The 22,999-nt window shown below is 38.4% G+C and carries 27 protein-coding genes; 22 read left to right on the forward strand and 5 right to left on the reverse strand.

Annotated elements, in window-relative coordinates:
• Position 1: 1 nt before the first annotated feature.
• Positions 2-484: a ribonuclease H-like YkuK family protein gene (locus BKO01S_RS02825; RefSeq protein WP_066049531.1), complete on the reverse strand. Its 483-nt coding sequence runs from the start codon at positions 482-484 to the stop codon at positions 2-4.
• A 170-nt stretch (positions 485-654) separates the two neighbouring features.
• The gene (locus BKO01S_RS02830; RefSeq protein WP_066048291.1) at positions 655-960 is read right to left on the reverse strand and encodes a spore coat protein; all 306 of its coding nucleotides are present in this window, start codon (positions 958-960) and stop codon (positions 655-657) included.
• Positions 961-1,116: 156 nt separating this feature from the next.
• On the opposite strand from BKO01S_RS02830, the gene BKO01S_RS02835 reads away from it, so the two are divergent.
• The 5 genes from BKO01S_RS02835 to dacB all read left to right on the forward strand — a co-directional run bounded on the left by BKO01S_RS02835 (position 1,117) and on the right by dacB (position 5,332).
• Positions 1,117-1,326, forward strand: coding sequence for a spore coat protein (locus BKO01S_RS02835; protein WP_066048292.1), 210 nt, complete (start codon positions 1,117-1,119; stop codon positions 1,324-1,326).
• A gap of 12 nt (positions 1,327-1,338) precedes the next feature.
• Positions 1,339-1,701, forward strand: coding sequence for a spore coat protein (locus BKO01S_RS02840; RefSeq protein ID WP_066048295.1), 363 nt, complete (start codon positions 1,339-1,341; stop codon positions 1,699-1,701).
• Between the two features lie 21 nt (positions 1,702-1,722).
• The gene (locus tag BKO01S_RS02845; RefSeq protein WP_066048298.1) at positions 1,723-2,859 is read left to right on the forward strand and encodes a zinc-dependent alcohol dehydrogenase; all 1,137 of its coding nucleotides are present in this window, start codon (positions 1,723-1,725) and stop codon (positions 2,857-2,859) included.
• Between the two features lie 79 nt (positions 2,860-2,938).
• Complete coding sequence (locus BKO01S_RS02850; protein ID WP_066048300.1) at positions 2,939-3,781, forward strand: oxidoreductase; 843 nt, start codon at positions 2,939-2,941, stop codon at positions 3,779-3,781.
• A 69-nt stretch (positions 3,782-3,850) separates the two neighbouring features.
• On the forward strand, positions 3,851-5,332 hold the full coding sequence (dacB, locus tag BKO01S_RS02855) for a D-alanyl-D-alanine carboxypeptidase/D-alanyl-D-alanine endopeptidase (protein ID WP_066048303.1): 1,482 nt from the start codon (positions 3,851-3,853) through the stop codon (positions 5,330-5,332).
• Between the two features lie 26 nt (positions 5,333-5,358).
• On the opposite strand, the gene BKO01S_RS02860 is transcribed toward dacB, so the two are convergent.
• Positions 5,359-5,793, reverse strand: coding sequence for a hypothetical protein (locus BKO01S_RS02860; protein WP_157077266.1), 435 nt, complete (start codon positions 5,791-5,793; stop codon positions 5,359-5,361).
• Between the two features lie 79 nt (positions 5,794-5,872).
• Here BKO01S_RS02860 and BKO01S_RS02865 point away from each other — a divergent pair, with 79 nt between their 5' ends.
• The 12 genes from BKO01S_RS02865 (at position 5,873) to BKO01S_RS02920 (ending at position 14,722) form a co-directional block, all read left to right on the forward strand.
• Entirely contained in the window at positions 5,873-6,166 is a 294-nt protein-coding gene (locus BKO01S_RS02865; RefSeq protein WP_066048309.1) for a putative quinol monooxygenase, read from the forward strand.
• 81 nt (positions 6,167-6,247) lie between these two features.
• A complete protein-coding gene (locus BKO01S_RS02870; RefSeq protein ID WP_066048312.1) occupies positions 6,248-7,090 on the forward strand; it encodes a deoxyribonuclease IV in 843 nt (280 codons plus the stop codon).
• A gap of 22 nt (positions 7,091-7,112) precedes the next feature.
• Positions 7,113-8,027: a CBASS cGAMP-activated phospholipase gene (locus tag BKO01S_RS02875; protein WP_066048315.1), complete on the forward strand. Its 915-nt coding sequence runs from the start codon at positions 7,113-7,115 to the stop codon at positions 8,025-8,027.
• Between the two features lie 96 nt (positions 8,028-8,123).
• On the forward strand, positions 8,124-8,879 hold the full coding sequence (locus tag BKO01S_RS02880; protein WP_066048317.1) for an exodeoxyribonuclease III: 756 nt from the start codon (positions 8,124-8,126) through the stop codon (positions 8,877-8,879).
• 35 nt (positions 8,880-8,914) lie between these two features.
• Entirely contained in the window at positions 8,915-9,487 is a 573-nt protein-coding gene (locus BKO01S_RS02885) for a hypothetical protein (protein WP_066048320.1), read from the forward strand.
• A gap of 73 nt (positions 9,488-9,560) precedes the next feature.
• Positions 9,561-10,478, forward strand: coding sequence for a DUF1002 domain-containing protein (locus BKO01S_RS02890; protein WP_066048323.1), 918 nt, complete (start codon positions 9,561-9,563; stop codon positions 10,476-10,478).
• Between the two features lie 65 nt (positions 10,479-10,543).
• The gene (locus tag BKO01S_RS02895; protein ID WP_066049534.1) at positions 10,544-11,068 is read left to right on the forward strand and encodes a type 1 glutamine amidotransferase domain-containing protein; all 525 of its coding nucleotides are present in this window, start codon (positions 10,544-10,546) and stop codon (positions 11,066-11,068) included.
• Between the two features lie 322 nt (positions 11,069-11,390).
• The gene (locus tag BKO01S_RS02900) at positions 11,391-11,900 is read left to right on the forward strand and encodes an LURP-one-related/scramblase family protein (protein WP_066048326.1); all 510 of its coding nucleotides are present in this window, start codon (positions 11,391-11,393) and stop codon (positions 11,898-11,900) included.
• 106 nt (positions 11,901-12,006) lie between these two features.
• The gene (locus BKO01S_RS02905) at positions 12,007-13,137 is read left to right on the forward strand and encodes a sensor histidine kinase (RefSeq protein WP_066048329.1); all 1,131 of its coding nucleotides are present in this window, start codon (positions 12,007-12,009) and stop codon (positions 13,135-13,137) included.
• Entirely contained in the window at positions 13,134-13,733 is a 600-nt protein-coding gene (locus tag BKO01S_RS02910) for a response regulator transcription factor (RefSeq protein WP_066048331.1), read from the forward strand. The genes BKO01S_RS02905 and BKO01S_RS02910 overlap by 4 nt, the downstream gene beginning before the upstream one ends.
• 140 nt (positions 13,734-13,873) lie before the next feature.
• Positions 13,874-14,071, forward strand: coding sequence for a hypothetical protein (locus tag BKO01S_RS02915; protein ID WP_066048334.1), 198 nt, complete (start codon positions 13,874-13,876; stop codon positions 14,069-14,071).
• A 165-nt stretch (positions 14,072-14,236) separates the two neighbouring features.
• Positions 14,237-14,722 carry a spore coat protein gene (locus BKO01S_RS02920; RefSeq protein WP_066048337.1) on the forward strand — a complete coding sequence of 162 codons (486 nt, stop codon included), beginning with the start codon at positions 14,237-14,239 and terminating at the stop codon, positions 14,720-14,722.
• 44 nt (positions 14,723-14,766) lie between these two features.
• Here the strand turns inward: BKO01S_RS02920 and BKO01S_RS02925 are convergent, their stop codons facing one another.
• Both BKO01S_RS02925 and BKO01S_RS02930 read right to left on the reverse strand, forming a co-directional pair.
• Positions 14,767-16,326, reverse strand: coding sequence for a muramidase family protein (locus tag BKO01S_RS02925; RefSeq protein WP_066048339.1), 1,560 nt, complete (start codon positions 16,324-16,326; stop codon positions 14,767-14,769).
• Positions 16,327-16,398: 72 nt separating this feature from the next.
• Entirely contained in the window at positions 16,399-18,294 is a 1,896-nt protein-coding gene (locus BKO01S_RS02930; RefSeq protein WP_066048342.1) for a terpene cyclase/mutase family protein, read from the reverse strand.
• Positions 18,295-18,443: 149 nt separating this feature from the next.
• On the opposite strand from BKO01S_RS02930, the gene BKO01S_RS02935 reads away from it, so the two are divergent.
• The 5 genes from BKO01S_RS02935 to hutU all read left to right on the forward strand — a co-directional run bounded on the left by BKO01S_RS02935 (position 18,444) and on the right by hutU (position 22,978).
• On the forward strand, positions 18,444-18,692 hold the full coding sequence (locus tag BKO01S_RS02935) for a spore coat associated protein CotJA (RefSeq protein WP_157077268.1): 249 nt from the start codon (positions 18,444-18,446) through the stop codon (positions 18,690-18,692).
• Positions 18,689-18,949, forward strand: a complete 261-nt coding sequence (locus tag BKO01S_RS02940; protein WP_066048345.1) for a spore coat protein CotJB — start codon at positions 18,689-18,691, stop codon at positions 18,947-18,949. Before BKO01S_RS02935 ends, BKO01S_RS02940 begins: the two co-directional genes overlap by 4 nt.
• Before the next feature lie 18 nt (positions 18,950-18,967).
• Positions 18,968-19,537, forward strand: a complete 570-nt coding sequence (gene cotJC, locus BKO01S_RS02945) for a spore coat protein CotJC (protein ID WP_066048348.1) — start codon at positions 18,968-18,970, stop codon at positions 19,535-19,537.
• 224 nt (positions 19,538-19,761) lie between these two features.
• A complete protein-coding gene (hutH, locus tag BKO01S_RS02950) occupies positions 19,762-21,255 on the forward strand; it encodes a histidine ammonia-lyase (protein WP_066048351.1) in 1,494 nt (497 codons plus the stop codon).
• 52 nt (positions 21,256-21,307) lie between these two features.
• Positions 21,308-22,978 (forward strand): urocanate hydratase, encoded by a 1,671-nt coding sequence (gene hutU, locus BKO01S_RS02955; protein ID WP_066048354.1) that lies wholly within the window; start codon positions 21,308-21,310, stop codon positions 22,976-22,978.
• Positions 22,979-22,999: the final 21 nt, after the last annotated feature.

The following is a 22,999-nucleotide window of genomic DNA, read 5'->3' on the forward strand; positions in this document are numbered from 1 at the left end:
GTTATTTTGTATATCGGTTGGCGTAACTGGAGGCAACGAAAGAATCAGGTTTGATCTTGGGTTCAAAACCCATTGATTCAATTCTTGTCACCATTTCTTGCACGTATTCACGCGTTTTGTTTCGCTGACCAGAACCAATATCAATATGTCCTTCCATTGTAAACGAGGCACCGTGGTATATATGAGGAAGAACAATATCAATAAGATGGTTTTTATGAGCTTCGGTGAATAGAGAAACAATTCTTTCTGTAAGTGTCGTTTCGTAGGAAATCCGTTCATGAAGCTGTTTCATTTCTCGAGGTTCTACCACTTTACGAATACACGCCCAGGCACCTTTTCCGATATTTTGAATGACGACCCCACTAATAAAAAGGGTACGATTGGGGTGAACCTGTGAGTCTGTTCCAACCATTAGACGATAGTTTCCACTGGGTTGCAGCCGCATAAACGAAATAATTCTTTGGAAAATATCTTCGAAAGACATATGATTTTCTTGAAGGTTTTGAAACTGAAATATTTCCTTTTGGTTTTGAGACAAACCGCCACCTACTTTCGCATACTCTTAAAAAAAGTATATGGCTTAGACTCCCTGAAGTTGTCATCTTTCTTGATTATGAAAAAAACGGAGACCAAATATGGTCTCCGTTTTTGTATTTACTGCATTTTTTCATTTAATTGAATGGCTGTATCAGAGGTATTACGCTCTAAATGCATTTGTTCGGCAAATTGGTGTGGATAATAGTAGCCATTTTCAATCATGTATGTGCTTATCGTTGCATGTGTGTCTATTGCGACTCTAAGTTGAGATCTAAGCTCCTGCTTCACTTCTGGCGTTGCCGATTCTGTAAAAGCAAAGGCTAAATTTCTAACACCTGCTTTTGTGGATATGAGGAAGTCGGTGGCAATTACTTGATCGGTCATACCACCCATTCCTGTTATCTTCTTAATTAAATTATTCATTTCTCATTCACCCCCTGGGTATGTAGCAGCACTACTACTATTTTTCATTTCTTTCCTCCGGTTATGCACGCTCCATTATTTTACAATAACAAATAGAATTAATACTATTCGGACTTGGAAATAATACAAATGGCTAACTATGGAAGAGGTGAAAATATGGATAAATCCTATTTGGCGTACCACGAGACAATGGATTTGCATGAAATCCTAAACATGAAAACAGTCTCTTTACTAAAATCAAAATTAATCCAAGGAATTGTATTTGATCAAGATTTGCGAGCGCTGATGGAGAAGGATGTTCAACAATCCATTCAAGCAATTAATGAGTTAAGAGACCTTTACGAGCATATCCCTAATTTACACTAGGAGGTGTTTTATATGAACGATGATTTTTTAGATGTTGATAATGCCGTTGATATGCCTGACCAAGCGGATTCAGCTCTTGCCTTAGATTTTTTATTAACAATTAAAAACGCTATCCGTAATTATGCAATAGCCATTACAGAAACAACTACGTCAGAAGTACGTGCTGTTTTAGTCAAACAGATGGAGCAAGCCATGGATCTTCATGAGGAAGTCTCAAATTATATGGTTCGTCGTGATTGGTTAAATCCTGTCGATGTCCAAAACCAATTTGCTGTGGATTTAAAGGCTGCTGATACAGCTGTGAAAATAGCCAAGATGAAACTTTTTCAAGAGGATACGTCTAGGCTTGGACTATTTGCAACACCAAATGACTAATCGGGAAGGAGGTAGGTAGAAATGAAAGCAGTAACATATCAAGGGATTAAAAATGTTAAGGTGAAAGAGGTCTCTGATCCAAGAATAGAAAAAAAAGACGACATTATTGTTAAAATCACGACAACAGCAATTTGTGGATCAGACCTACATCTTATTCACGGGATGATTCCGAATTTCCCGGAAGATTACATAATTGGCCATGAGCCTATGGGGATTGTCGAAGAGGTAGGGCCTGAGGTAACCCATGTGAAAAAAGGAGATCGGGTCATTGTTCCCTTCAATGTAAGCTGTGGGGAATGTGTGTACTGTAAAAGTGATTTAACTAGTCAATGCGATAACTCTAATCCTCATGGGGATGCAGGTGCTTATTTTGGTTATTCAGAGACATTTGGTGGATACCCTGGTGGCCAGGCGGAGTATTTACGTGTTCCATACGGGAATTTTACCCCTTTTAAAATACCAGAAAACTGTGAGGTTGAAGACGAGTTGCTATGTCTTCTAAGTGATGTCATCCCCACCTCATACTGGAGTGTGGATAATGCGGGTGTGAAAAAAGGAGACACCGTTATTATTCTAGGTTGTGGTCCGATTGGATTGATGGCACAAAAGTTTGCTTGGCTAAAAGGAGCAGAACGAGTAATTGCCGTAGATTATGTTGACTACCGATTAAGCCATGCAAAACAGCATAACAAAGTTGAAACCATTAATTTTGAGCAGGAAAAGGAAATCGGACTTCATTTAAAGGAAATTACAAACGGTGGGGCCGATGTAGTCATTGACTGCGTAGGTATGGACGGGAAAATGTCACCGTTAGAGTTTCTTGCGACAGGAATGAAGCTTCAAGGAGGAGCACTTGGATCAGTTGCGATTGCTGCCCAAGCGGTTCGTAAAGGCGGAATGATTCAGCTAACTGGTGCTTATGGAGCCAGATATAACGCTTTTCCACTAGGAGATATCTTTAATCGAAATGTGAATATACGTACAGGACAAGCGCCGGTTATTCCATATTTACCGCAATTGTATAATATGATCACGGAAGGTGTATTTGATCCGGGAGATATCATCACTCATAAGCTCTCTCTTGATGATGCCAAAAAAGGCTATGAAGTGTTTGATACAAAAACGGATGGCTGTATAAAGGTAATTTTAAAACCATAAAACCTAGTCAAGGTGCCCCGATAGGGTCCTTGGCTATTTTTTGTTAAAATGAGGTATATGATTTTATGGGGGAAGAAACATGGGGGATAAAAAAATTGCCATAGTCACAGGTGCATCAAGTGGTTTTGGTATGTTAACAAGTATTGAGCTTGCCAAACAAAACTATTATGTACTCGCGACGATGAGAAATGTAAATAAAAAGGTAGCCTTACTCGAGAAAGCAGAAGAGGCAGCGGTTACAAAGATGGTAGAAATCTATCCTTTGGATGTGACGGACGAAAACTCCATACTAGCTTTGAAAGAGAAACTTAAAAAGCTTGGTCGAGTGGATGTGCTAGTGAATAACGCAGGCTTTGCTGGAGCTGGATTTTCAGAAGAAATTCCGATTGAGGAGTATCGCCAACAATTTGAGACGAATGTATTCGGAGCCATTTCTGTTACACAATTATGCCTTCCTTATATGCGTTTTCAGAAGACGGGGAAAATCATTAATGTAAGTAGTATTAGTGGAAGAGTTGGCTTTCCAGGGCTTTCACCATATGTAGCATCCAAGCATGCGTTAGAGGGCTGGAGTGAAAGCTTAAGGTTGGAGGTACACCCTTTTGGAGTTGATGTAGTGTTAGTTGAACCCGGTTCTTTCCAAACGAGTATTTGGTCGTCTGGAAAGTACATCACAGAGAGATCCTTACAAAACCATTCACCTTATTCTTCTTATATGAAGAAGCTTTCTTTACAACTAGAAAAAGGAGAAGCCTCCTATGGAGACCCTATAGAGGTGGCGAAACTCATTACAGAAATATGCCAGAAATCTACAACTAAGTTAAGGTACCCAATAGGAAAGGGAGTAAGACTTACTTTGTTTCTAAAGGGCTGTCTCCCTTGGAGAATATGGGAGCGTATAGTAATGAAAAAAATACAGTAGATTTACATAGATACAATTTCTATAACATATATTAGTAGGAAATACGATTAATATAAAGGAGCTTAGATATTGTACTGGTACAAACATATTTTCATCGTTTTAACTCTACTACTTACATGGTTTTTACCTGCTATTACTGCTTCCGCTCCTCATGTAAAAGCAAATACTCAAGCCTCTGTTCTTAATCAGAAATTAGATACGCTGATAAAGGAAGAGCCCCTTTTTTATGGAGCGATGGTAGGGATAAGTATTAGAAACCAGCAAACGGGTGAACTAATTTATGATCATCTCGGTTCAATGAGACTTCGGCCCGCTTCCAACTTAAAGCTATTAACGGCAGCAAGTGCATTGGAAGTGCTAGGAGAAAATCACACATTCTCTACCAAGCTATATGTAGATGGGTCTATTGCGAAAGGGAAGCTAAACGGCAATTTAATTTTACAAGGGGGTGGAGACCCTACACTACAGCAAGCTGATTTAAAAGAATTTGCTCAAATAGTTAAGGAAAAGGGAATTAAAAGGATTAGCGGAAAAGTCATTGGAGACGATACACGATATGATGATATTCGCTATTCCATTGATATGCCCTGGAGTGACGAAGAAGCATATTATGGGGCCGAAATTTCTGCATTAACTGTATCTCCGGATAACGATTACGATGCAGGTACAGTAGTACTAGAAGTAAAACCGGCTAAAAAGGTAGGAGGAAAAGTAAGCTATACAATAAAGCCAGAAAATACATATATTAAGGTCGTAAATGAAGCAGTAACTAGCGAAAGGGATAGCAAGGAGAATCTTACATTTTCTAGAGAACACTCAACCAATTCAATTATGATATCAGGTCAAATTCCTCAAGGCTCGACAAGTGAACGTGAATGGATAGCGGTATCCAATGCTAGTAAGTTTGTTGTACATCTTTTTGTAGAGGAGTTAAAAAAAGCTGGCATTAAAGTGGACGGAGGTTATGGCTTAGGAGTAACACCTAGTGAAGCAAGTTTAATAAACGAGCACAAATCTATCTCATTATCTGAGCTATTACTATCGTTTATGAAGCTTAGTAATAATGGCCATGGTGAGATCTTAATGAAGGAAATGGGGAAGGTAGTGAAAGGAACGGGTAGTTTTGAAGCTGGACTAGCTGTTATGAATGAAAAGTTAACTCCACTTGGAGTCGATTTTAGTAACCAATTGATACGAGATGGTTCTGGTATCTCTCATGTGAACTTGATCCAACCCAATGACCTTACGGAGCTGTTATTCTCCATTCAATCGAAGAGCTGGTTTCCAAGCTATTTTTGTTCCTTGCCGGTGGCTGGAGAAAAGGAAAAGCTTGTAGGTGGAACACTTCGGTACCGCATGAAGGAAGAACCTTTAATAGGAAATGTTGTGGCAAAGACTGGCACACTTACGACAGTAAGTTCCATTTCAGGTTATGTAAATACGAAAACAAAGGGGAAGTTAATATTTTCCATTCTAATAAATAATGTAATGGATGAAGATAAAGCAAAAAAGGTGGAGGACCGAATCATAGCGATATTAGCGAATCAATAAAGAACCTAGAAGAAATACTCTAGGTTCTACTTCTTTTCTTTTACCTGGTACTTTAATAACTTCATCAGTTTCTCTGTTGAGGTACTAAAAGTGTAAAAGTGAGGCAGGTTTTCATCATCCCAAATGAGTATATAGGGATCCTCCTCCTCGTATGAAAAAATAAGAACAGCTTCATCTACCAAATCATTAAACCATTCATTTTTAACTGATATGGGTGGATCTAAGGGTATCTTTACCATCACACCTTTTTTCGGGAGAGGATCTAGATTTTTGTATACGCCGGAAATACTTTTCATCATTTTTTCAGTTTCCTTTTGTATATCAGAAGTGGTAGGGCTCTCCTGAACCACTTTTCCTTCTTCGATATCAAAGATCTCAACAGGTTTTTGTTCGGCTAAACTAGTAAGAGGGGCAAAAAGGAGAAATACGAAACAAATAATAAGAGATTTTATTTTCATCATTTATCACCTCATAGTTATTATTCCCAATTCAACCGAAATTTTGCTAAAATAAGAGAAGTTTAAAAAGGAGGTGTCAATAATGAATATTATTCATGCTCATTTGAAAATAAAGCCAGAGAAACGTGAAGAATTCCTACAAGTGGTTAAGCCGTTGGTAGAGGGTTCACAAGCCGAAGAAGGAAATATCCGTTATGAATTATATGAGTTAACCACTGACAGTAATACATTTGTTGTCCTAGAAGAATGGAAGGATATGGCTGCAATTGCATTCCATAATGAAACTCCACATTTTAAAGATTGGGGGAAAGTGAGTTCAACCTATCTAGCTGCTTCCCCAGTAGTGTCCGTTTTTGAAGCAACTAAGAAAAATTAATGATCTTGTAGAAAACAATCATACATATGGTTGTTTTTTTTTCGATTGGGGGAAGTTAAGGAAGAATGGAGGAGCATGCATATGATATTTGGATGTCATGTTAGCATTAAGGAAGGCTACTTAGGTGCAGCAAAGCTTGCATACAAAAAGGGGGCTTCTGCTTTTCAATTCTTTCCGAAAAATCCAAGGAGTTTAGTAGTGAAAGAATTTGATCATTTAGATGCTTTGGGCTGCAAGGAATTTTGTGAAAAGTATCAGCTTCAATCAATCATTCACACACCTTACCCAACTAGTCTTACTCCAACAGTTGACAAAAGGAATCTTACTATCCAATCCATTATTAATGACCTATCTATTGCAGATGCGTGTGGGGCGATAGGGGTGGTCGTTCATTTTGGCTCTCCTATAGATACGACTAATCCTTTAGAAAGCTATCATCTAATGATTGATATGCTAAATTCGGTATTAGAACAGTGGGATGGACAGGCATTAATTTTGTTAGAGAATATTGCTGGAGGTTCCATGGGGGTTACCTTAGAGGAACATGTCCAAGTTCGTAGCCTTAGTCTCTTCCCCGAAAAAATTGGTTTTTGCTTTGATACATGTCATGCCTTTGCGAGCGGTTTATGGAATGGGGAAAACACGAAGGAACTGTTACAAAAAGGAACCACCTTAAACTACTGGTCGGAAGTAAAGGCATTTCATTTAAATAATTCAAAATATAACACGGGTTCTGGAAAAGATCGTCATGCGAATATTTTTCAGAATGGATTTATTAAAGAAACTGAATTTGATGACTTATTAACTTCTCCTATGTTTCAACATTTGCCCTTTATACTTGAAACCCCAAAGGATGATGGCATTTCTTATGAAGAGGAGTTGGTTCAATTGCAACAAAGATGGGGAGGCCTTAAGGAACATTAATATACATATAAAAGGTGAAAACATGAAGATGTTATGTATTGATGGTGGAGGCATTCGAGGGGTATTTGCAGTTGCCATCCTAGAAGAATTAGAAAAGGATATAGGAAGAAGCATTCGTGAATCCATCGACCTTGTTGCAGGTACAAGTACGGGTTCAATTATAGCTGCTTCGATTGCTGTAAATAGGGAAATGGGTGAACTCCTTGAGGATTATCGTCATTATGGGAGGAAAATATTTAAACGTCGGGCAAGAATTGGCTTGTTTCGCAGTATTTATAGCAATCGTGATCTACGTCGCTTTGTCCAAAATGCCTTCAAGGAGAAAACACTTGAAGAAGTAGGTGTTCCCCTTTTAATTCCTGCAGTTAATGTAACAAAGGGAAAACCATATGTTCATCGCTCACACTATGGGATTCATGAAAGAGGCGAAAATGATCATATAAAGCTCTGGGATGCTGTTCTTTCCTCATGCTCTGCTCCTATTTATTTTCCACCTAACAATATAAATAATCAAGTCATTACAATTGATGGTGGCCTATGGGCTAACAATCCGTCACTCGTTTGCATTACAGAAGCAAAAAACTATTACGGATTAGGGATGGAAAAGATAAGGATTTTATCGATTGGACTTGGCCAGCAACGAGTCCAGTTACCTTCAAAAAAAACACATTTGTGGGGAATTAAGCAATGGATGCCGTTTCAGTTGCAGACGATGAGTTTTACACCGAAGTTACTAGACCTTGCACTCGATTTATCTTCAGAATCCATTTCCTTTCAGTGTCAACATTTGCTTGGAGAAAACTATCTACGTTTAAATACGGAGTTAGGAAAAGAAGTCCCTTTTGACCAGGTTGAAATCGTTGAATGGTTGATTGAATTAGGAAGACAAGTATATAAAGAGAAAAAGCAGGAAATTCTTCAGTTTTTACAAATCTAACTAAGAGGGTGCAGAACCATGCATCCTTTTCATTTTGGACAGACGTTTTAAATTATAGTAAAATGAGCCTCAGATTTAAAAAGAGGAGAAAGATAGATGAAGTTTATATCTTGGAATGTTAATGGTTTAAGGGCTTGTGTTAAAAAGGGCTTCCTAGACTATTTTAATGAAATGAATGCAGATTTCTTTTCGTTACAAGAAACGAAGCTACAAGAAGGTCAAATTGACCTGAAGCTAGAGGGTTATTATCAATTTTGGAATTATGCAGAAAAGAAAGGCTATTCAGGTACGGCTATTTTTACAAAACATAAACCTCTCTCTGTTTCATATGGAGTGGGAGAACATGAATCACAGTCAGAAGGACGAATTATTACCCTTGAATATGATAAATTCTATCTAGTGAATGTATATACACCGAATTCTCAACGTGATCTAGCTCGGTTACCTTATCGTTTACAATGGGAGAGCGACCTGTCCGATTACTTACATCAACTAGATAAAAAAAAGCCAGTCATCTATTGTGGGGATTTAAATGTTGCCCATGAAGAGATTGATTTGAAAAATCCCAAAAGCAATATGGGGAATTCTGGTTTTACGACGGAGGAGAGAGGGAAAATGTCTGATTTGCTAAATTCTGGCTTTGTCGACTCTTTCCGCTACTTATATCCAGAACAAAAAGAAACGTACACATGGTGGTCGTATATGAGCAAGGTTCGCGAGAGAAACATTGGCTGGCGAATTGATTACTTCATTTTATCAAATAGGATCGCTACTAGTATAATAGACTCTCAAATTCATTGCGATGTAATGGGGAGTGATCACTGCCCTGTATGCATTGAAGTGAGTTTGTAAAAACTGAAGATAGCAATTACTTAGGAGGATTCTCTATGTTAAAAGAATCATTAGAAAATTTATTAAAAAATCAAAGCAGGGTTGAATTGTATCCAGAGGAATACGAGTTTGTGATTCGCAACGGATTAAGTAATTCTGATACGGAAGTTGTTAAAATTGATGAGAAATCAAGGTTTTTTGACGCTTATATAGAACGTTCAAATAAGGAAACGGAAGAATTTCTTGGAGAAGAAAATGCTGAATTTCTAAATCAGCCGATTACGTATTTCAAGGAACATATGAATGAGTTTCTATATATGGAATCAAAATGGTTTGCGTTAATTGGGATTGATGCGATTTCCTTTGAAGTTGATGACTTATTTGGAAGTTATGATGTAATGCTCGGCCTCAAGATCAAAAAGAAGTATTCTTCGGAGCTTAGAGATTATTTTACTCAATACTCAGAGGATCCTGAAGAGCCTGTAGATTTAATGTTTGACAGCCAAGAGGGGATTTGGAATATTAATTTTTCCCTTCATACACTGCCAGGTTTTCGAGAAGATATGACCGTTGCAGAAGCCTACCAACTGGTGTACTCCTTTATCTTTTCATTTGTTCAAACGATTTAATTTATGTGAAATATAAATAAGTCAAGAACATAGGATAGAGAGTACATGCTTAACACTATTAGGAGGAAAGAAAATGAAGCAGCTAATAAAATGGATTTGTATGGTGGCACTAGCTTTTGGAGTAGTCAATTCAAATCAATTGGCTTATGCCTCAACGGATTCAAATAATGAAGAAAGTATCAATGAGAAATTTGGTCTTCCGATTGTGGTTTATGGCGAAGCGTTATCCGATAGTCAAAAAGCAGAGGTAAGAGACCTACTTGGGATTAAGGATACTAGTAAGGTTACTGAAATTACCGTAACTGGCAAAGACCTTGTATATTATATTGATGGTGATAAAAATTCGAATATGTACTCTTCCGCTAAAATTACTCGTAAGGAAAAAGGTGAAGGACTTGTTATTAACCAAGTCACACCAGAAAATATTACAGAAGTAACAAGTGAAATGTATGCAAATGCTCTATTGACTGCGGGAATTGAGGATGCTGTCGTAGATGTAGCATCGCCAGTAAAAGTAAGTGGACACTCCGCTCTCGTGGGTATATATAAAGCCTACGACGAGGGTGAAGGTACAGAGCTGAATAAAGAGCGTACCGAAGTAGCGAATGAAGAACTAACGCTAGCTACAGATCTAGCCAAAAAAGAAGGGCTCGATGAAGATAAGGTAAGTGAGCTGCTAACGGAAATAAAGAAAGAAATTGCCGAACAAAAACCAGCAACAAAGGAAGAGCTTGAGCAATTGATTGACGAAAAGCTCCAAACCTTAAATGTTCAATTAAGTGCTGATGATCGTCAGCTATTAATTGACCTCTTTGAGAAAATGCGTAATCTGAATATTAACTTTGATAATGTTCAATCACAGTTAGAAAATTTATCTAAGGATATCCAAAATCGAATTGAAAATGCAATTAGTGAAAACAAAGGATTTTTAGACACTATTGCCAACTTCTTTAAGTCATTTATTGATAGTTTAAAGAGTTTGTTCTCATAAATCTTTGATTTCCAAGGTATCTCAAAATAGTAGTGCGATAGAAAAAGAATGAAGGAGTGATTAAGCTGAAGTTAGAGGGAAAGAAAATTATACAGTTAGTTAGCAATGATTTTGAGGATTTAGAATTATGGTATCCTGTTCTCCGACTACGTGAAGAAGGGGCAATTGTTGATATTGTTGGGGACAAAGCGGGAGAAACATATATAGGGAAGTATGGCGTACCTATCCAATCGAATCTGGCTTTTACAGATATTAACCCAGATGATTACGATGCCATTCTTGTACCAGGTGGCTGGTCGCCGGATTTATTAAGAAGGTTTGAACCTGTTCTTTCCATGGTTCGTTCGATGGATCAATCAGAAAAACCGATTGGTCAAATCTGTCACGCTGGATGGGTCTTAATCTCTGCTAAAATTTTATCTGGAAGAAAGGTAACAAGTACACCAGGTATCAAAGATGACATGATTAACGCGGGAGCTGAGTGGATAGACGTTCCTGTTATCGTCGACGGACATATTATATCAAGTCGACGTCCACCGGATTTACCTGATTATATGAGAGAATTTATAGCAGTTTTAGCTAGTAAGTAGTATCCAATCATATAAGATAGTTGAAAAAAGGTCTCGGGAGCATAGTCTCTTGAGACCTTTTTTCGTTCTTTAATATGAATATTGGGAGTTTAAGATATGTGGATTCCAGAAATTAGTGGAATCGGTGAACAAAGTTTGGGTTTAGGACATGTTGGTTCCAGAAATTAGTAGAATAGGTGAACTAAGTTCAAAATTAGGGACCTGTAAATTGCAAGAAATAATAGAATGGGTGAACTAAATTAGATTTTAGGAACTGAATCTTTTTAAACATGAATCCGTATATTAGATAAGTTAAAAGCAAGCCAGTTAGGGGGAATGTTTAGTGAAACAAAAGAAACTGTATTTTTCCGATTCATTCTTTTCTACGGGGAAGACGGATATTTTTACCGGAGAGGAAGAAAAGATTGGAGAAATCGATCTTAAAAGCATGTTTTCTTCTTCTGTAGATATATTAAACGGAAATCAAGAAATTTTGTTGAGTGGAAAGTTTCCGATGCTGGGTATTCATTGGAGAATACTAGATAGAGACGGTACAGAGATAGGTATATTAAAGGAGAAATTAACGTTTTTTTCGAAAAAATATGCGTATGAGGCTTATGGAAGAGAAACGTTTTTGATCCATTCTGAATTATTTTCAAAAGAATATGTAATCAAGCATGAGCAAGACGAAGAGGTAACTGCGACCTTTAAAAAAGTTAGTGGTATCTTTTCGTCTGCCGCCTATGAGTTAGACAATTTTTCTAATACTCTAACATCACCGGAAATTATAGCTGTAATTATGGGGGTCAACGCAATACAAAAGCGGAATAACTCAACAAATGCCGCAACATAATCTAAAGTTCGTTAACTAAGATTGCTCGTTACAGGCAATCTTCTTTTCATTTCTTAAAGATATGATAATATATAGAAAAAGATGGTAGGAAAATGAGGTTTGATTCGTGTTAACAAAACCAATATTCAAAAGAAATTGGGGCATTTCGCCATATATATGGAGTGTTATAAGTATACTCCCTTTTTATTTTATCTTTCAATCTTCATCCACTCCTGAGATTATCGCTGGAGTCATTTTAACTGTCATATTCTTTATCACATTGCGATTTGCGTTCTTATCTAAAAGATGGCCAGTCTATTTATGGACCATTATATTGATATGTATTTCTATTACAATGGCGATTCTTTTCTCCTTTGTGTATTTTGCTTTTTATATAGCTTACTACAACGGAAATATAAAAAAACGTGTAGCGTTTATGACTGTATACGTCATCCATCTTGTCGCAACAACCTTTGCAATTAATTACAATGTTGTTCTACAAAATCCTGAGTTTATAAAACAGTTGCCATTTGTCATTATTATTTGGATAAGTGTCATTTTGTTACCCTTTAATATATATAATCGAAAAAAGCAAGAGGTGCTTGAGGAGAAGTTAGAGGATGCAAACAAGCGGATTGCCGAATTGGTGAAACAAGAGGAAAGACAACGGATTGCCCGTGATTTACATGATACTTTGGGACAAAAGCTTTCGCTAATTGGGTTAAAAAGTGATTTAGCTCGAAGGTTAATTACTAAGGATCCTGAACAGGCAAAGGATGAGTTAAAGGATGTACAGCAAACCGCAAGAACCGCATTAAATGAGGTTCGACAGTTGGTGTCACAGATGAGAGGGATTCGGTTAGATGAAGAAATTGTACTTGTTAGACAAATATTAAAAGCAGCGGAGATTGAGTTTATTTATAGTCAGGAAAAGCCTGTTACAAATGTATCTCTGTTTCTTGAAAACATATTAAGCATGTGTATTAAGGAAGCGATCACGAATGTCGTTAAACATAGTCAAGCAAATGTCGTTCAGTTGACCATCAAACAGTCTCTTAAAGACATAACGATCATCGTTCAAGACGATGGAGTAGGTCTTTGGCAAAAGCCGAATCAAACATCAGGCCATGGTTTAGTAGGTATGCAAGAAAGATTAGATTTTGTTAATGGAAGTTTAAAGATTATCGGAGATGGAGGGACTAAGTTAATTATGAAGGTGCCTCTAGTTCAAGTAGCAAAGGGGGAAACGAAGGTTTGATCAAAATTGTTATAGCAGAAGACCAACGAATGCTTCTAGGAGCCTTAGGTTCGCTTCTAAGCCTAGAGGATGATATGGAAGTGATAGGGAAGGCCAATAATGGAAACGAGGCAGTTGCACTTGTTAATCAATTAAAACCTGATGTATGTATAATGGATATAGAAATGCCAGAAAAGACAGGACTCGAAGCGGCAGAAGAGCTGAAGGGTGGAAGTTGCAAAGTCATTATTCTAACTACATTTGCGCGTTCAGGCTATTTCCAGCGGGCTTTAAAAGCTGGAGTAAGAGGATATCTGTTAAAAGATAGCCCGAGCGAGGAATTAGCAAGCTCGATCAGAAATATTGTTGGTGGGAAGAGGATTTATGCACCTGAACTAATGGACGACCTTTATACAGAGGAAAATCCTTTAACCGAAAGAGAACGAGATGTACTCGAGCTTATTGCTGAAGGTAGGAATACAAAGGAAATTGCTGAACAGCTAAACATTAAAACGGGAACAGTAAGAAATTACATTTCAGCAATATTAGAGAAACTTGAAGTTACGAACCGGATTGAAGCCATTACACAATCTAAAGAAAAAGGCTGGTTTAAATAATTCTTTTATACAAAAGCCATTTACCTACCATAGGATTTATATCCTATGGTTTTATTTTTTCATTAAAAATTGGTCAAATACCCTTAACACATCAAGAAGTATCGTGACATAACCTATATAAAAAGGTAGGAGGGATAGGAATGAGCAATAAAGAAGAGTTTGAAAAAATTTCGAAGCAAAGTATGGATTTATTAATTAATGCTACACTAAAAAGACATGGCATTAATCTGGATACAAAGCCACAGCTTTCGGATGAAGAAAGAGAAGAGCTAAAAAGTCTAATTGAAGGGCTTAAGCAAAACGTGGAGTCCTTAACTAATATTACAAAAAAGGAATGAGCGAAGTGGTTGCGATAAGCAACCACTTTTCTAGTTTTTTACCCAAAGAAAAGACTAGTCTATAGTCCATTTTTCTATAAAAATAGTCTTTTGCCCTGACAGACCGGGGCAAACTTACATATACCAATAGTGTAATAACTAAAATCAATAAGGAGGAAATCATATATGAGTTCAAAAGTATGGAGAGGCCAAGCGCCAGTTCTTGCTGATAACAGAGGATGCGCACCAGAAAGATTTAATGCATTAGACCCTAGCAGCACACACCCTTGGGATTGTTTTGAAGACACAGCACAAGTAGCAGATCAAACAACTAAAAACGTGCAAGCATCATATGAATCTATCGTAATTAAAGATTCTTGTGATGTAGAAGTAATCACTACTGATACGCAAGCAGCCATTAACCTTCAAGTTGCTCTTCAAGCGGCTATTCAACTAGTGATTAGCATTTCTATTGCAAGCAGCGAGCAAGCTGAAGTATTAACGCAAGAATTAACTCAAAAACTTATTAATAAGCAAGTAAACCGTCAACAAACGTATATCGAAAACTCTCGTGGCGTAAAAGTAACGACTACTGATACAGACCTAGCTGTTAACGTTCAAGTGCTTTTACAAGTTCTACTTGCTCTAGTCGCTAGATTAGACATCCTATAATTGGGAGAAAACAAGGAGCTTTCTCAAGAGCTCCTTGTTTCTTTTTATCTGACTCCAGCAGCCTGTTCCACTTGGACCTGATGAGAAGGATCTGATTTGCCATCAATATGTCTTGTGCTGTCTGAAAAATACACATCGAAATGTCCTGTTATCCCGTTATCCATAATGTATTCCCTCTCATGGGGGTAGAAGCTCATGCTTGCAGCCAGTTTTCTACCATCCACTTCAATAATGACCGCTCGTGGTGTCCAGGAGTAACCACCCCAAATGCCTTTGGCGGTATTTGAATCGCTCACTGTTACCGTTTCACAATCGGCATGGTTCGCACCGATGGTCCTTTTTATTGAAAATGTTTTCCCTGTAGCAAGATCTGTTACCTTTGCTACTTTGCCAATTGTAAATACATATTGCGCTTCCGTCCACCAATTTAACAATTCACCATGATTCGGACTGACGGTTTCTTTTACTGGTATATTGTGAACTGGGACTCGTAGCTCTTGTCCGATTGAAAGCATACTTGATGTGGTTAACCCATTTACTTGTAACAGTTCAGACTGTGGAATTCCATACTTTATGCTTAGACTCCAAATCGAATCACCAGATTGAACTTTATGTGTGGTAAAGCTAACTGTACTGATAGGTGAGGAGACGGCTTTATCACTTATATTTAAGACTTGCCCAATCCGTAATACATCACTAACTAATTGGTTACGAGCTCTTAGCTCATCAACCGTTAATCCAAACTTTAATGCGATTGAATACAAACTATCCCCACTAACAACCGTATACGTATCAGGGAGGGTTGGGGTAGTAGTAGTCGGTTCGGGAATTGGTGCTACTGTTTGTGTTGAAGGAATCGTTAATCTTTGTCCCAAACTTAATACATCACTCGTTAATTGGTTATTCTTTTTTAGAGCATCCACTGTGGTATTGTATTTTTTGGAAATGCTATAAAGTGTATCTCCAGCAACAACCGTGTGGGTAATACTGGTAGGTACGGATGTGGATTCTGTAGCAATTGGTGTTTGTGGTATTTCTAACACAGCTGGAATAATCAATTTATGATTAATAGAAAGATTCGTGGATGTCAATTGGTTTGCTTCTTTTATGTTATCAACGGTCGTATTGTATTTTCTCGATAAACTATATAGAGTATCTCCAGATTGGACCGTATGTATTGCTTTTGGAATAACGAGCATTTGGCCAATGGTTAACGTCACGGAAGGGAGGTTATTCGCTGTTTTAATCAGATCAACTGATGTCCCAAACCTCTTGCTTAATCCCCATAGAGTATCGCCAGGAGCAACAGAGTAAAAGAAGTTAGAATCTGATTGCTGAATGGAGGTATTTGCAAAGGCTCGATCAGCTGCAACTGGCAAAGTGCTAATTACGAAACCACCTAGTATTACCTTTACAACTGTAATTCTTATAGAAGGATAACGATTGTTTAGCAAAAGTGTTGCTTGCCTGATAATATCAAAGCGTATAGATGACTTTGTTCCTAGCTCCTGTGAAAATTCTGTTAATGTATCGTCAAGATAAAGAATGAGTTCATATTCTCCATCATGATTTTTTAGTAACTTATGCCTTGTAAAAGTGTCCATTCGAATACCTCCTTAGTAAGACTACCTAAGAGGTATTTTCCACAGTAAAGAATTAGTTATGCATGAATGGTCTTATTCGCTAGGTTTCTTTATATACTTCCGCTCATAATTGCAAATGGTAAGAAGTGGCCAAATGTAGTTATAGCTATGATAATGAATATAAAATCCCCCCGGCAAGCCTCCACCTGTTGGATAATCCATTGTCCAATTGGTTTTTTCTAAAGATGATACAAGAAATTGTATTCCGTTTTCTATTTCTTTTGTTGGTTTATCAAAGTAACAAATCAGTGCATCTAGTGCCCATGCAGTTTGCGATGGAGTACTCGCATATAGTGGAGTATATTTCTTCTTCATGTCACTAGAGCATGATTCACCCCATCCGCCATTATTGTTTTGAATGGAAATTAACCAGTTTATTGCTCGTTTGATGGACGGGGCAGATCGGTTAACTCCACACGCTAATAAACCGGTCAAGGCAGCCCAAGTACCATAAATATAGCAGATTCCCCATCTGCCATACCACGATCCATCCTGTAACTGATGATTCGTTAGCCAGTTAATCCCTTTTTTTATTGGTAAAGAATGTAGGTCAATATCCGTGTATTCTCCAAGAAAATGAAGTGTTCTACCTGTCAAGTCAGCGGTGGATGGATCAAATAACACCCGATCCTCGTACCGAAAGGGGATAAAGGAAAGCCACTTGTTCGTAATGTTTTTTTCAAAAGCTGGCCACCCGCCATCTTTGTTCTGCATCGAAAGAACCCAATTAGTCCCTTTATCCCAAAAAATTGAAGGAATTGCTTTTGTAGAAGTTAGAGGTGCAATTCCGCGCAATGCGGCGGTCGTATCATCAACATCTGGAACCAAGATGTTAATGGGTGAAAAGCCCCAACCACCAGGTGGGGTATCTGGACAGTTTATAGCCCAATCGCCGAAGGTTGTGTGTTGATGGTTGCATATATAGTCAGTAGAGCTTAGGATCATTGGATCGGAATTATCTACACCTGCGAGATGTAAGGCACTAGTGATTAGGGCTGTATCCCAAACCGTAGAAGGTGAATTTTCAATATAAAAGAGCTCGTTCTCTTGAAAAAGAAAAGACTTCATCCCTTCGATGGCATTTAGAATAATAGAGTGATCTTTTTTGTAACCGAGAGCTAATAGGGAGTAAATCATAAAAAAGGTAGAGCTAAAATAACTATATAAAGTTCCGTTCGACTCTATTCTTTCTAGCATATATGCTTCACCTTTTTGAAAGGACTCTTCTCGAATTCTCTCGGGTATTTGTGCAAGTTTCATAGCTTCTGATTTAATATTCGAAATAAATTTCATGGATCGCTCGTCTACTAGTGACTGATCCTCCTCCCTATTTATATTTAAATATTCAAGGGAGGGACAATGTGGATCTACATTCTTAAATCGTTTATTAGAACAAATAATGATGGGAACCCAGTGAGCTCTTGCATAGCCAACAATATCAAAAATTGAAATGGGAGACCAAGATGGTAAAAGCATGATTTCAATTGGAATCAATTTAATAATGGATGGCCAAGATATTTGCCCCGTACATGCTAACATCGCTTTTGTTAGCCATTCCGCTTTTTGAAGGCCGCCATTATTTAGGATAAACGTTTTGGCCCTTTGTAGAACATCTGAATTACTTGGTAAGTAACCTGAATAGAGTAAGGCAAAATAACATTCTATCGTATAGGATAAATTTCCAAATCTTTCATCATAATAAAGCTTCCATGCGCCATTGTTCTCTTGTCTTTTACATATTTCATGCACCAGCTGTTTAATGAGTGTCTCCTCCGATTGGATGTTCAACGATCGTAGCAAAATAATCATATAAGCATTTGTCATCAAACTTCCTTCAAAACAAAACCTCCACGAGCCATCTTTTTTTTGCTTTTTTCTAAGGCCTTCAATTAAATCGTCTTTCGTCTTGAATAACTTTTCCTTTTGCATAAGCACACACCTCTTATCCGAGATAGTTTGTAAAAAAATATGTAGGTGGATCGGAAAACATACGAATTCATGGAAAAGAACTTTTTAGACATAGTGACAAGCAGCAATCGAGTATATTTTAAAAAACTGTGTTAAAAGAGGTGAAAATTATGGCTAATCAGCCTAAACAAATGTTTACAAAAACAAAAACGTATCAGCCATACCACAGTCCTTTTGATCCTTGTCGTCCGATTGGAGTTAAATATTACTCAACACCACCAAATCTATATGTAGGATTTCAACCACCTAATCTTCCGCAATACTCCCCAAAAGAAGCATTACGAAAAGGCACCTTATGGCCTATTTTTTATGATTATTATGACAATCCATATGAAGTAAAAAGGAGGGAGGATAAGTGAAGCAGCTTCCTGAAAGATATTATCAATTAATGGAAGAAATCCAAGCGATTGACTTCGCTCTGGTAGAACTCACATTGTACTTAGATACACACCAAACAGATCAACAAGCAATGCAGCAGTTTAATCAATATGCCCAATACAGTAAACAGCTTAAGCAACAGTTTGAGGCAGAGTTTGGTCCCCTTCTTCAATACGGAAATAGTTATACGGATGCAAAATGGAGCTGGGGAACGACTCCGTGGCCCTGGCAGGTGTAAAAAAGGGAGGAGAAGAAAATGTGGGTATATGAGAAGAAGCTACAATATCCGGTAAAGGTAACGACCTGTAATCCAACCTTAGCAAAATTTTTAATAGAACAGTATGGTGGCGCAGATGGAGAGTTGGCTGCTGCATTAAGATACTTAAATCAAAGATACACCATTCCAGATAAGGTGATTGGCCTTTTAACTGATATTGGAACAGAGGAATTTGCACATTTGGAAATGATTGCAACCATGATTTATAAATTAACAAAGGATGCTACTCCGGAACAATTAAAAGCAGCAGGTATTTCAGAGCATTATGCAAATCATGATTCAGCAATCTTTTACCACAACGCGGCAGGAGTACCTTTTACAGCATCCTATATTCAAGCAAAAGGTGACCCGATAGCGGATTTATACGAGGATATTGCAGCAGAAGAAAAGGCACGTGCTACTTATCAATGGATTATAAATATGTCAGATGATCCAGATTTAAATGATTCCCTTCGCTTTTTAAGGGAAAGAGAGATTGTTCACTCACAAAGGTTCCGGGAAGCTGTTGAGTTAGTGAAGGAAGAAAGAAATCAGAAAAAGATATTTTAATATAGTATTTGATAGGAAATGCCAGCATACATATGTAGCTGGTATTTCTTATTTTGGTCATTCTATGTCCCTTTAACAGGGTAGTAAACTACCATTCTAATATACTAAAATTTACCAATTTTTCATTGACCTTTCTGAAATCCCCCCCTTACAATAGAATTATAAAAACTTTCAGAATATATCTTTAGATAATCACTTATAGAGGTGAAGTTGGAGGGAGCATCATGAAGGTTGTATTAACAGGTCAATCCTTAACCCTTTCGCAAGTAAAAGATATTTGCTATGGGTATGCAATGGTAGAAATAGCAGAATCGAGCAGAAGGAAAGTAGAGGCGTCTCGACAATCTGTTGATGATATCGTATTAAATAAGCGAACGATATATGGGATTACTACTGGTTTTGGAAAATTTAGTGATGTCATGATTGCGGAAAAAGATGTAAACGATTTGCAGTTAAACTTAATTCGTTCCCACGCGTGTGGAGTGGGTGATCCATTTCCGGAAGTGGTCTCACGTGCAATGGTACTCCTCCGTTTAAATGCTCTTCTCAAAGGTTTTTCCGGAGTAAGGGTGGAGATTGTTAACCAACTTAAAACCTTACTAAATGAGAGAATTCATCCGGTTGTGCCACAACAGGGTTCCTTAGGTGCATCAGGAGACCTAGCACCCTTATCCCATTTAGCGCTCGTTCTTATCGGTGAGGGTCAAGTACATTTTAAAGGTCAAATATATCAAACAAAAGATCTACTAAAAGAAAAGGGAATTCAACCGATTACGTTGAAGGCAAAGGAAGGGTTGGCATTAATAAATGGAACACAAGCAATGACTGCACAAGGGGTCATTAATTGGATTGAATCCATGAGATTATTTTATCAAAGTGAAATGATCGCAGCTATGACGATGGAGGGGTTGGAAGGAATTATCGATGCCTTTCATCCTGCGATACATGAAGCGCGTGGATATGTTCAACAGACTGAAGTTGCGGCTAGAATGTGTGAGCTCCTTAAAGAAAGTAAGCTAATAACTAGCCAAGGTGAAAAGCGAGTCCAGGATGCGTATTCTTTACGGTGCATACCTCAGGTCCATGGCGCAACGTTACAAGCACTAGATTATGTGAAAGAAAAGCTAGAAATTGAAATGAATGCAGCAACTGATAACCCGCTTATTTTTGATAGTGGGGACATGGTTATTTCAGGTGGTAATTTCCATGGTCAGCCAATTGCGTTTGCTATGGACTTTATGAAAATTGCCATGGCTGAGCTGGCCAATATATCAGAACGACGAATTGAGCGACTTGTGAATCCAGGATTAAATGATCTCCCACCGTTTTTAAGTCCCCGGCCGGGTCTACAATCAGGAGCAATGATCATGCAGTATTGCGCGGCTTCTCTCGTTTCAGAAAACAAAACCTTAGCTCATCCTGCAAGTGTTGACTCCATCCCTTCCTCAGCTAACCAAGAAGACCACGTAAGCATGGGAACCATTGCTTCACGTCACGCTTATATGATTATTCAAAATGTCCGTCGTGTTTTAGCAATCGAATGCATCTGTGCTCTTCAAGCTGTACAATACCGTGGAATTGAAAAAATGGCTCCGACTACCATGTTTTTTTATAAAGAAGCAAGAAAAATTGTCCCATCGATTGATAGTGATCGTGTGTTTTCAAAGGATATTGAGGAAATGACAGCATGGTTGAAACAAAAGGAGTTGGGTTATTAGTCGGGACCCGACCGAACAGCAACTCTAATTGGAAAAAAGGAGGAATTATTCAATGAATGCAAATCAAAAACGTGTAGTGATAGCCAAACGAGGCAACAACTTAGAGTGCAAGGGATGGGAACAAGAAGCGGCTCTTCGTATGCTTTGTAATAATTTAGATCCAGATGTGGCCGAGAAACCGGAGGAACTTGTGGTTTACGGTGGGATTGGGAAAGCAGCTCGGAATTGGGAAGCTTTTGATGCAATTGTTGAAACATTAAAAAGACTGGAAAACGATGAAACGATGCTCATTCAATCAGGAAAACCGGTAGCCGTTTTTAAAACGCATGTTGCTGCACCTCGTGTCCTTTTATCCAATTCAGTCATTGTTCCTAAATGGGCGCACTGGGATCATTTTCACGAGCTGGATCAAAAAGGGCTGATGATGTACGGACAAATGACAGCTGGTAGCTGGATATATATCGGAACACAAGGGATTTTACAGGGTACTTATGAAACATTTGGCGAATTAGCAAGGCAGCATTTCGGTGGTTCCCTACAAGGGACCATCACATTAACTGCGGGTTTGGGTGGAATGGGAGGGGCTCAGCCTTTAGCAGTCACGATGAATCGGGGAGTTTGTATCGCGGTGGAGGTCGATAATGAGCGGGTGCAGAAACGAATCAAAACAAATTATTGTGACCGAGTCACACATTCAATAGATGAAGCAATTGCCTGGGCACAAGAGGCAAAAGCAAACGGTTACCCTTTATCTGTCGCACTGGTTGGTAATGCTGCAGATATTCATCATGAACTGTTACAGCGACATATTGCTATTGACATCGTTACGGATCAAACATCCGCTCACGATCCATTAAACGGTTATATACCAAGTGGCCTTTCACTTGAAGAAGCTAAAGAACTCCGTGTTCAAGATCCAAATCAATATATAAGTTTGGCAAAGAAATCTATGAAGTCTCATGTGCAAGCAATGCTTGAGTTTCAACAGAGAGGTTCAGTTACTTTTGATTACGGAAATAACATCCGTCAGGTTGCGTTTGATGAAGGAGAACGTCATGCATTTGATTTTCCAGGTTTTGTTCCTGCATATATTCGGCCGTTGTTTTGCGAAGGAAAGGGACCTTTTCGCTGGGCTGCTCTATCGGGAGACCCAGAAGATATTTACCGAACCGATCAGTTAATTAAAGAGCTTTTTCCTGAAAATGAACCTTTACAAAGGTGGATTACTATGGCTCAAGAGAAGGTTAGCTTTCAAGGGCTCCCGGCTCGCATTTGCTGGTTGGGCTATGGAGAGCGTGTAAAAATGGGTCTTGCCATTAATGATTTGGTTCGTAAAGGGGAGCTCAAAGCACCAATCGTAATCGGGCGTGACCATTTGGATTGTGGCTCAGTTGCATCACCAAATAGGGAGACAGAAGCAATGAAGGATGGGAGTGATACGATAGGGGATTGGGCCATATTAAATGCATTACTCAATGTGGCCGCTGGGGGATCGTGGATTTCTGTTCATCACGGAGGTGGTGTAGGAATGGGCTATTCCCTTCATGCCGGTATGGTTGCTGTAGCTGATGGGACAAAACTAGCCGACGAAAGATTAAAGCGTGTACTAACAACCGATCCAGGAATGGGGATTGTTCGCCACGCCGACGCTGGGTACGAGAAAGCCATAGAAGTGGCAAGAGAAAAAAACGTTGATATTCCGATGCTCCGCCATAAGAACTGATATTTAGAGAGGGTGATAGCA

It is taken from the genome of Robertmurraya korlensis NBRC 107688, from assembly GCF_001591645.1.
Taxonomy (GTDB): Bacteria; Bacillota; Bacilli; order Bacillales; family Cytobacillaceae; genus Robertmurraya_A.

Coding starts and splice junctions, on each gene's coding strand:
- BKO01S_RS02930 (WP_066048342.1), bottom strand. CDS start 18,294: ATGCAAAAGGAAAAGTTATTCAAGACGAAAGACGATTTAATTGAAGGC.
- BKO01S_RS02845 (WP_066048298.1), top strand. CDS start 1,723: ATGAAAGCAGTAACATATCAAGGGATTAAAAATGTTAAGGTGAAAGAG.
- BKO01S_RS02840 (WP_066048295.1), top strand. CDS start 1,339: ATGAACGATGATTTTTTAGATGTTGATAATGCCGTTGATATGCCTGAC.
- cotJC (WP_066048348.1), top strand. CDS start 18,968: ATGTGGGTATATGAGAAGAAGCTACAATATCCGGTAAAGGTAACGACC.
- BKO01S_RS02920 (WP_066048337.1), top strand. CDS start 14,237: ATGAGTTCAAAAGTATGGAGAGGCCAAGCGCCAGTTCTTGCTGATAAC.
- BKO01S_RS02885 (WP_066048320.1), top strand. CDS start 8,915: ATGTTAAAAGAATCATTAGAAAATTTATTAAAAAATCAAAGCAGGGTT.
- hutU (WP_066048354.1), top strand. CDS start 21,308: ATGAATGCAAATCAAAAACGTGTAGTGATAGCCAAACGAGGCAACAAC.
- BKO01S_RS02830 (WP_066048291.1), bottom strand. CDS start 960: ATGAATAATTTAATTAAGAAGATAACAGGAATGGGTGGTATGACCGAT.
- BKO01S_RS02865 (WP_066048309.1), top strand. CDS start 5,873: ATGAATATTATTCATGCTCATTTGAAAATAAAGCCAGAGAAACGTGAA.
- BKO01S_RS02890 (WP_066048323.1), top strand. CDS start 9,561: ATGAAGCAGCTAATAAAATGGATTTGTATGGTGGCACTAGCTTTTGGA.
- BKO01S_RS02915 (WP_066048334.1), top strand. CDS start 13,874: ATGAGCAATAAAGAAGAGTTTGAAAAAATTTCGAAGCAAAGTATGGAT.
- BKO01S_RS02825 (WP_066049531.1), bottom strand. CDS start 484: ATGTCTTTCGAAGATATTTTCCAAAGAATTATTTCGTTTATGCGGCTG.
- BKO01S_RS02880 (WP_066048317.1), top strand. CDS start 8,124: ATGAAGTTTATATCTTGGAATGTTAATGGTTTAAGGGCTTGTGTTAAA.
- BKO01S_RS02925 (WP_066048339.1), bottom strand. CDS start 16,326: ATGGACACTTTTACAAGGCATAAGTTACTAAAAAATCATGATGGAGAA.
- BKO01S_RS02860 (WP_157077266.1), bottom strand. CDS start 5,793: ATGATGAAAATAAAATCTCTTATTATTTGTTTCGTATTTCTCCTTTTT.
- BKO01S_RS02875 (WP_066048315.1), top strand. CDS start 7,113: ATGAAGATGTTATGTATTGATGGTGGAGGCATTCGAGGGGTATTTGCA.
- BKO01S_RS02850 (WP_066048300.1), top strand. CDS start 2,939: ATGGGGGATAAAAAAATTGCCATAGTCACAGGTGCATCAAGTGGTTTT.
- BKO01S_RS02835 (WP_066048292.1), top strand. CDS start 1,117: ATGGATAAATCCTATTTGGCGTACCACGAGACAATGGATTTGCATGAA.
- hutH (WP_066048351.1), top strand. CDS start 19,762: ATGAAGGTTGTATTAACAGGTCAATCCTTAACCCTTTCGCAAGTAAAA.
- BKO01S_RS02935 (WP_157077268.1), top strand. CDS start 18,444: ATGGCTAATCAGCCTAAACAAATGTTTACAAAAACAAAAACGTATCAG.
- BKO01S_RS02870 (WP_066048312.1), top strand. CDS start 6,248: ATGATATTTGGATGTCATGTTAGCATTAAGGAAGGCTACTTAGGTGCA.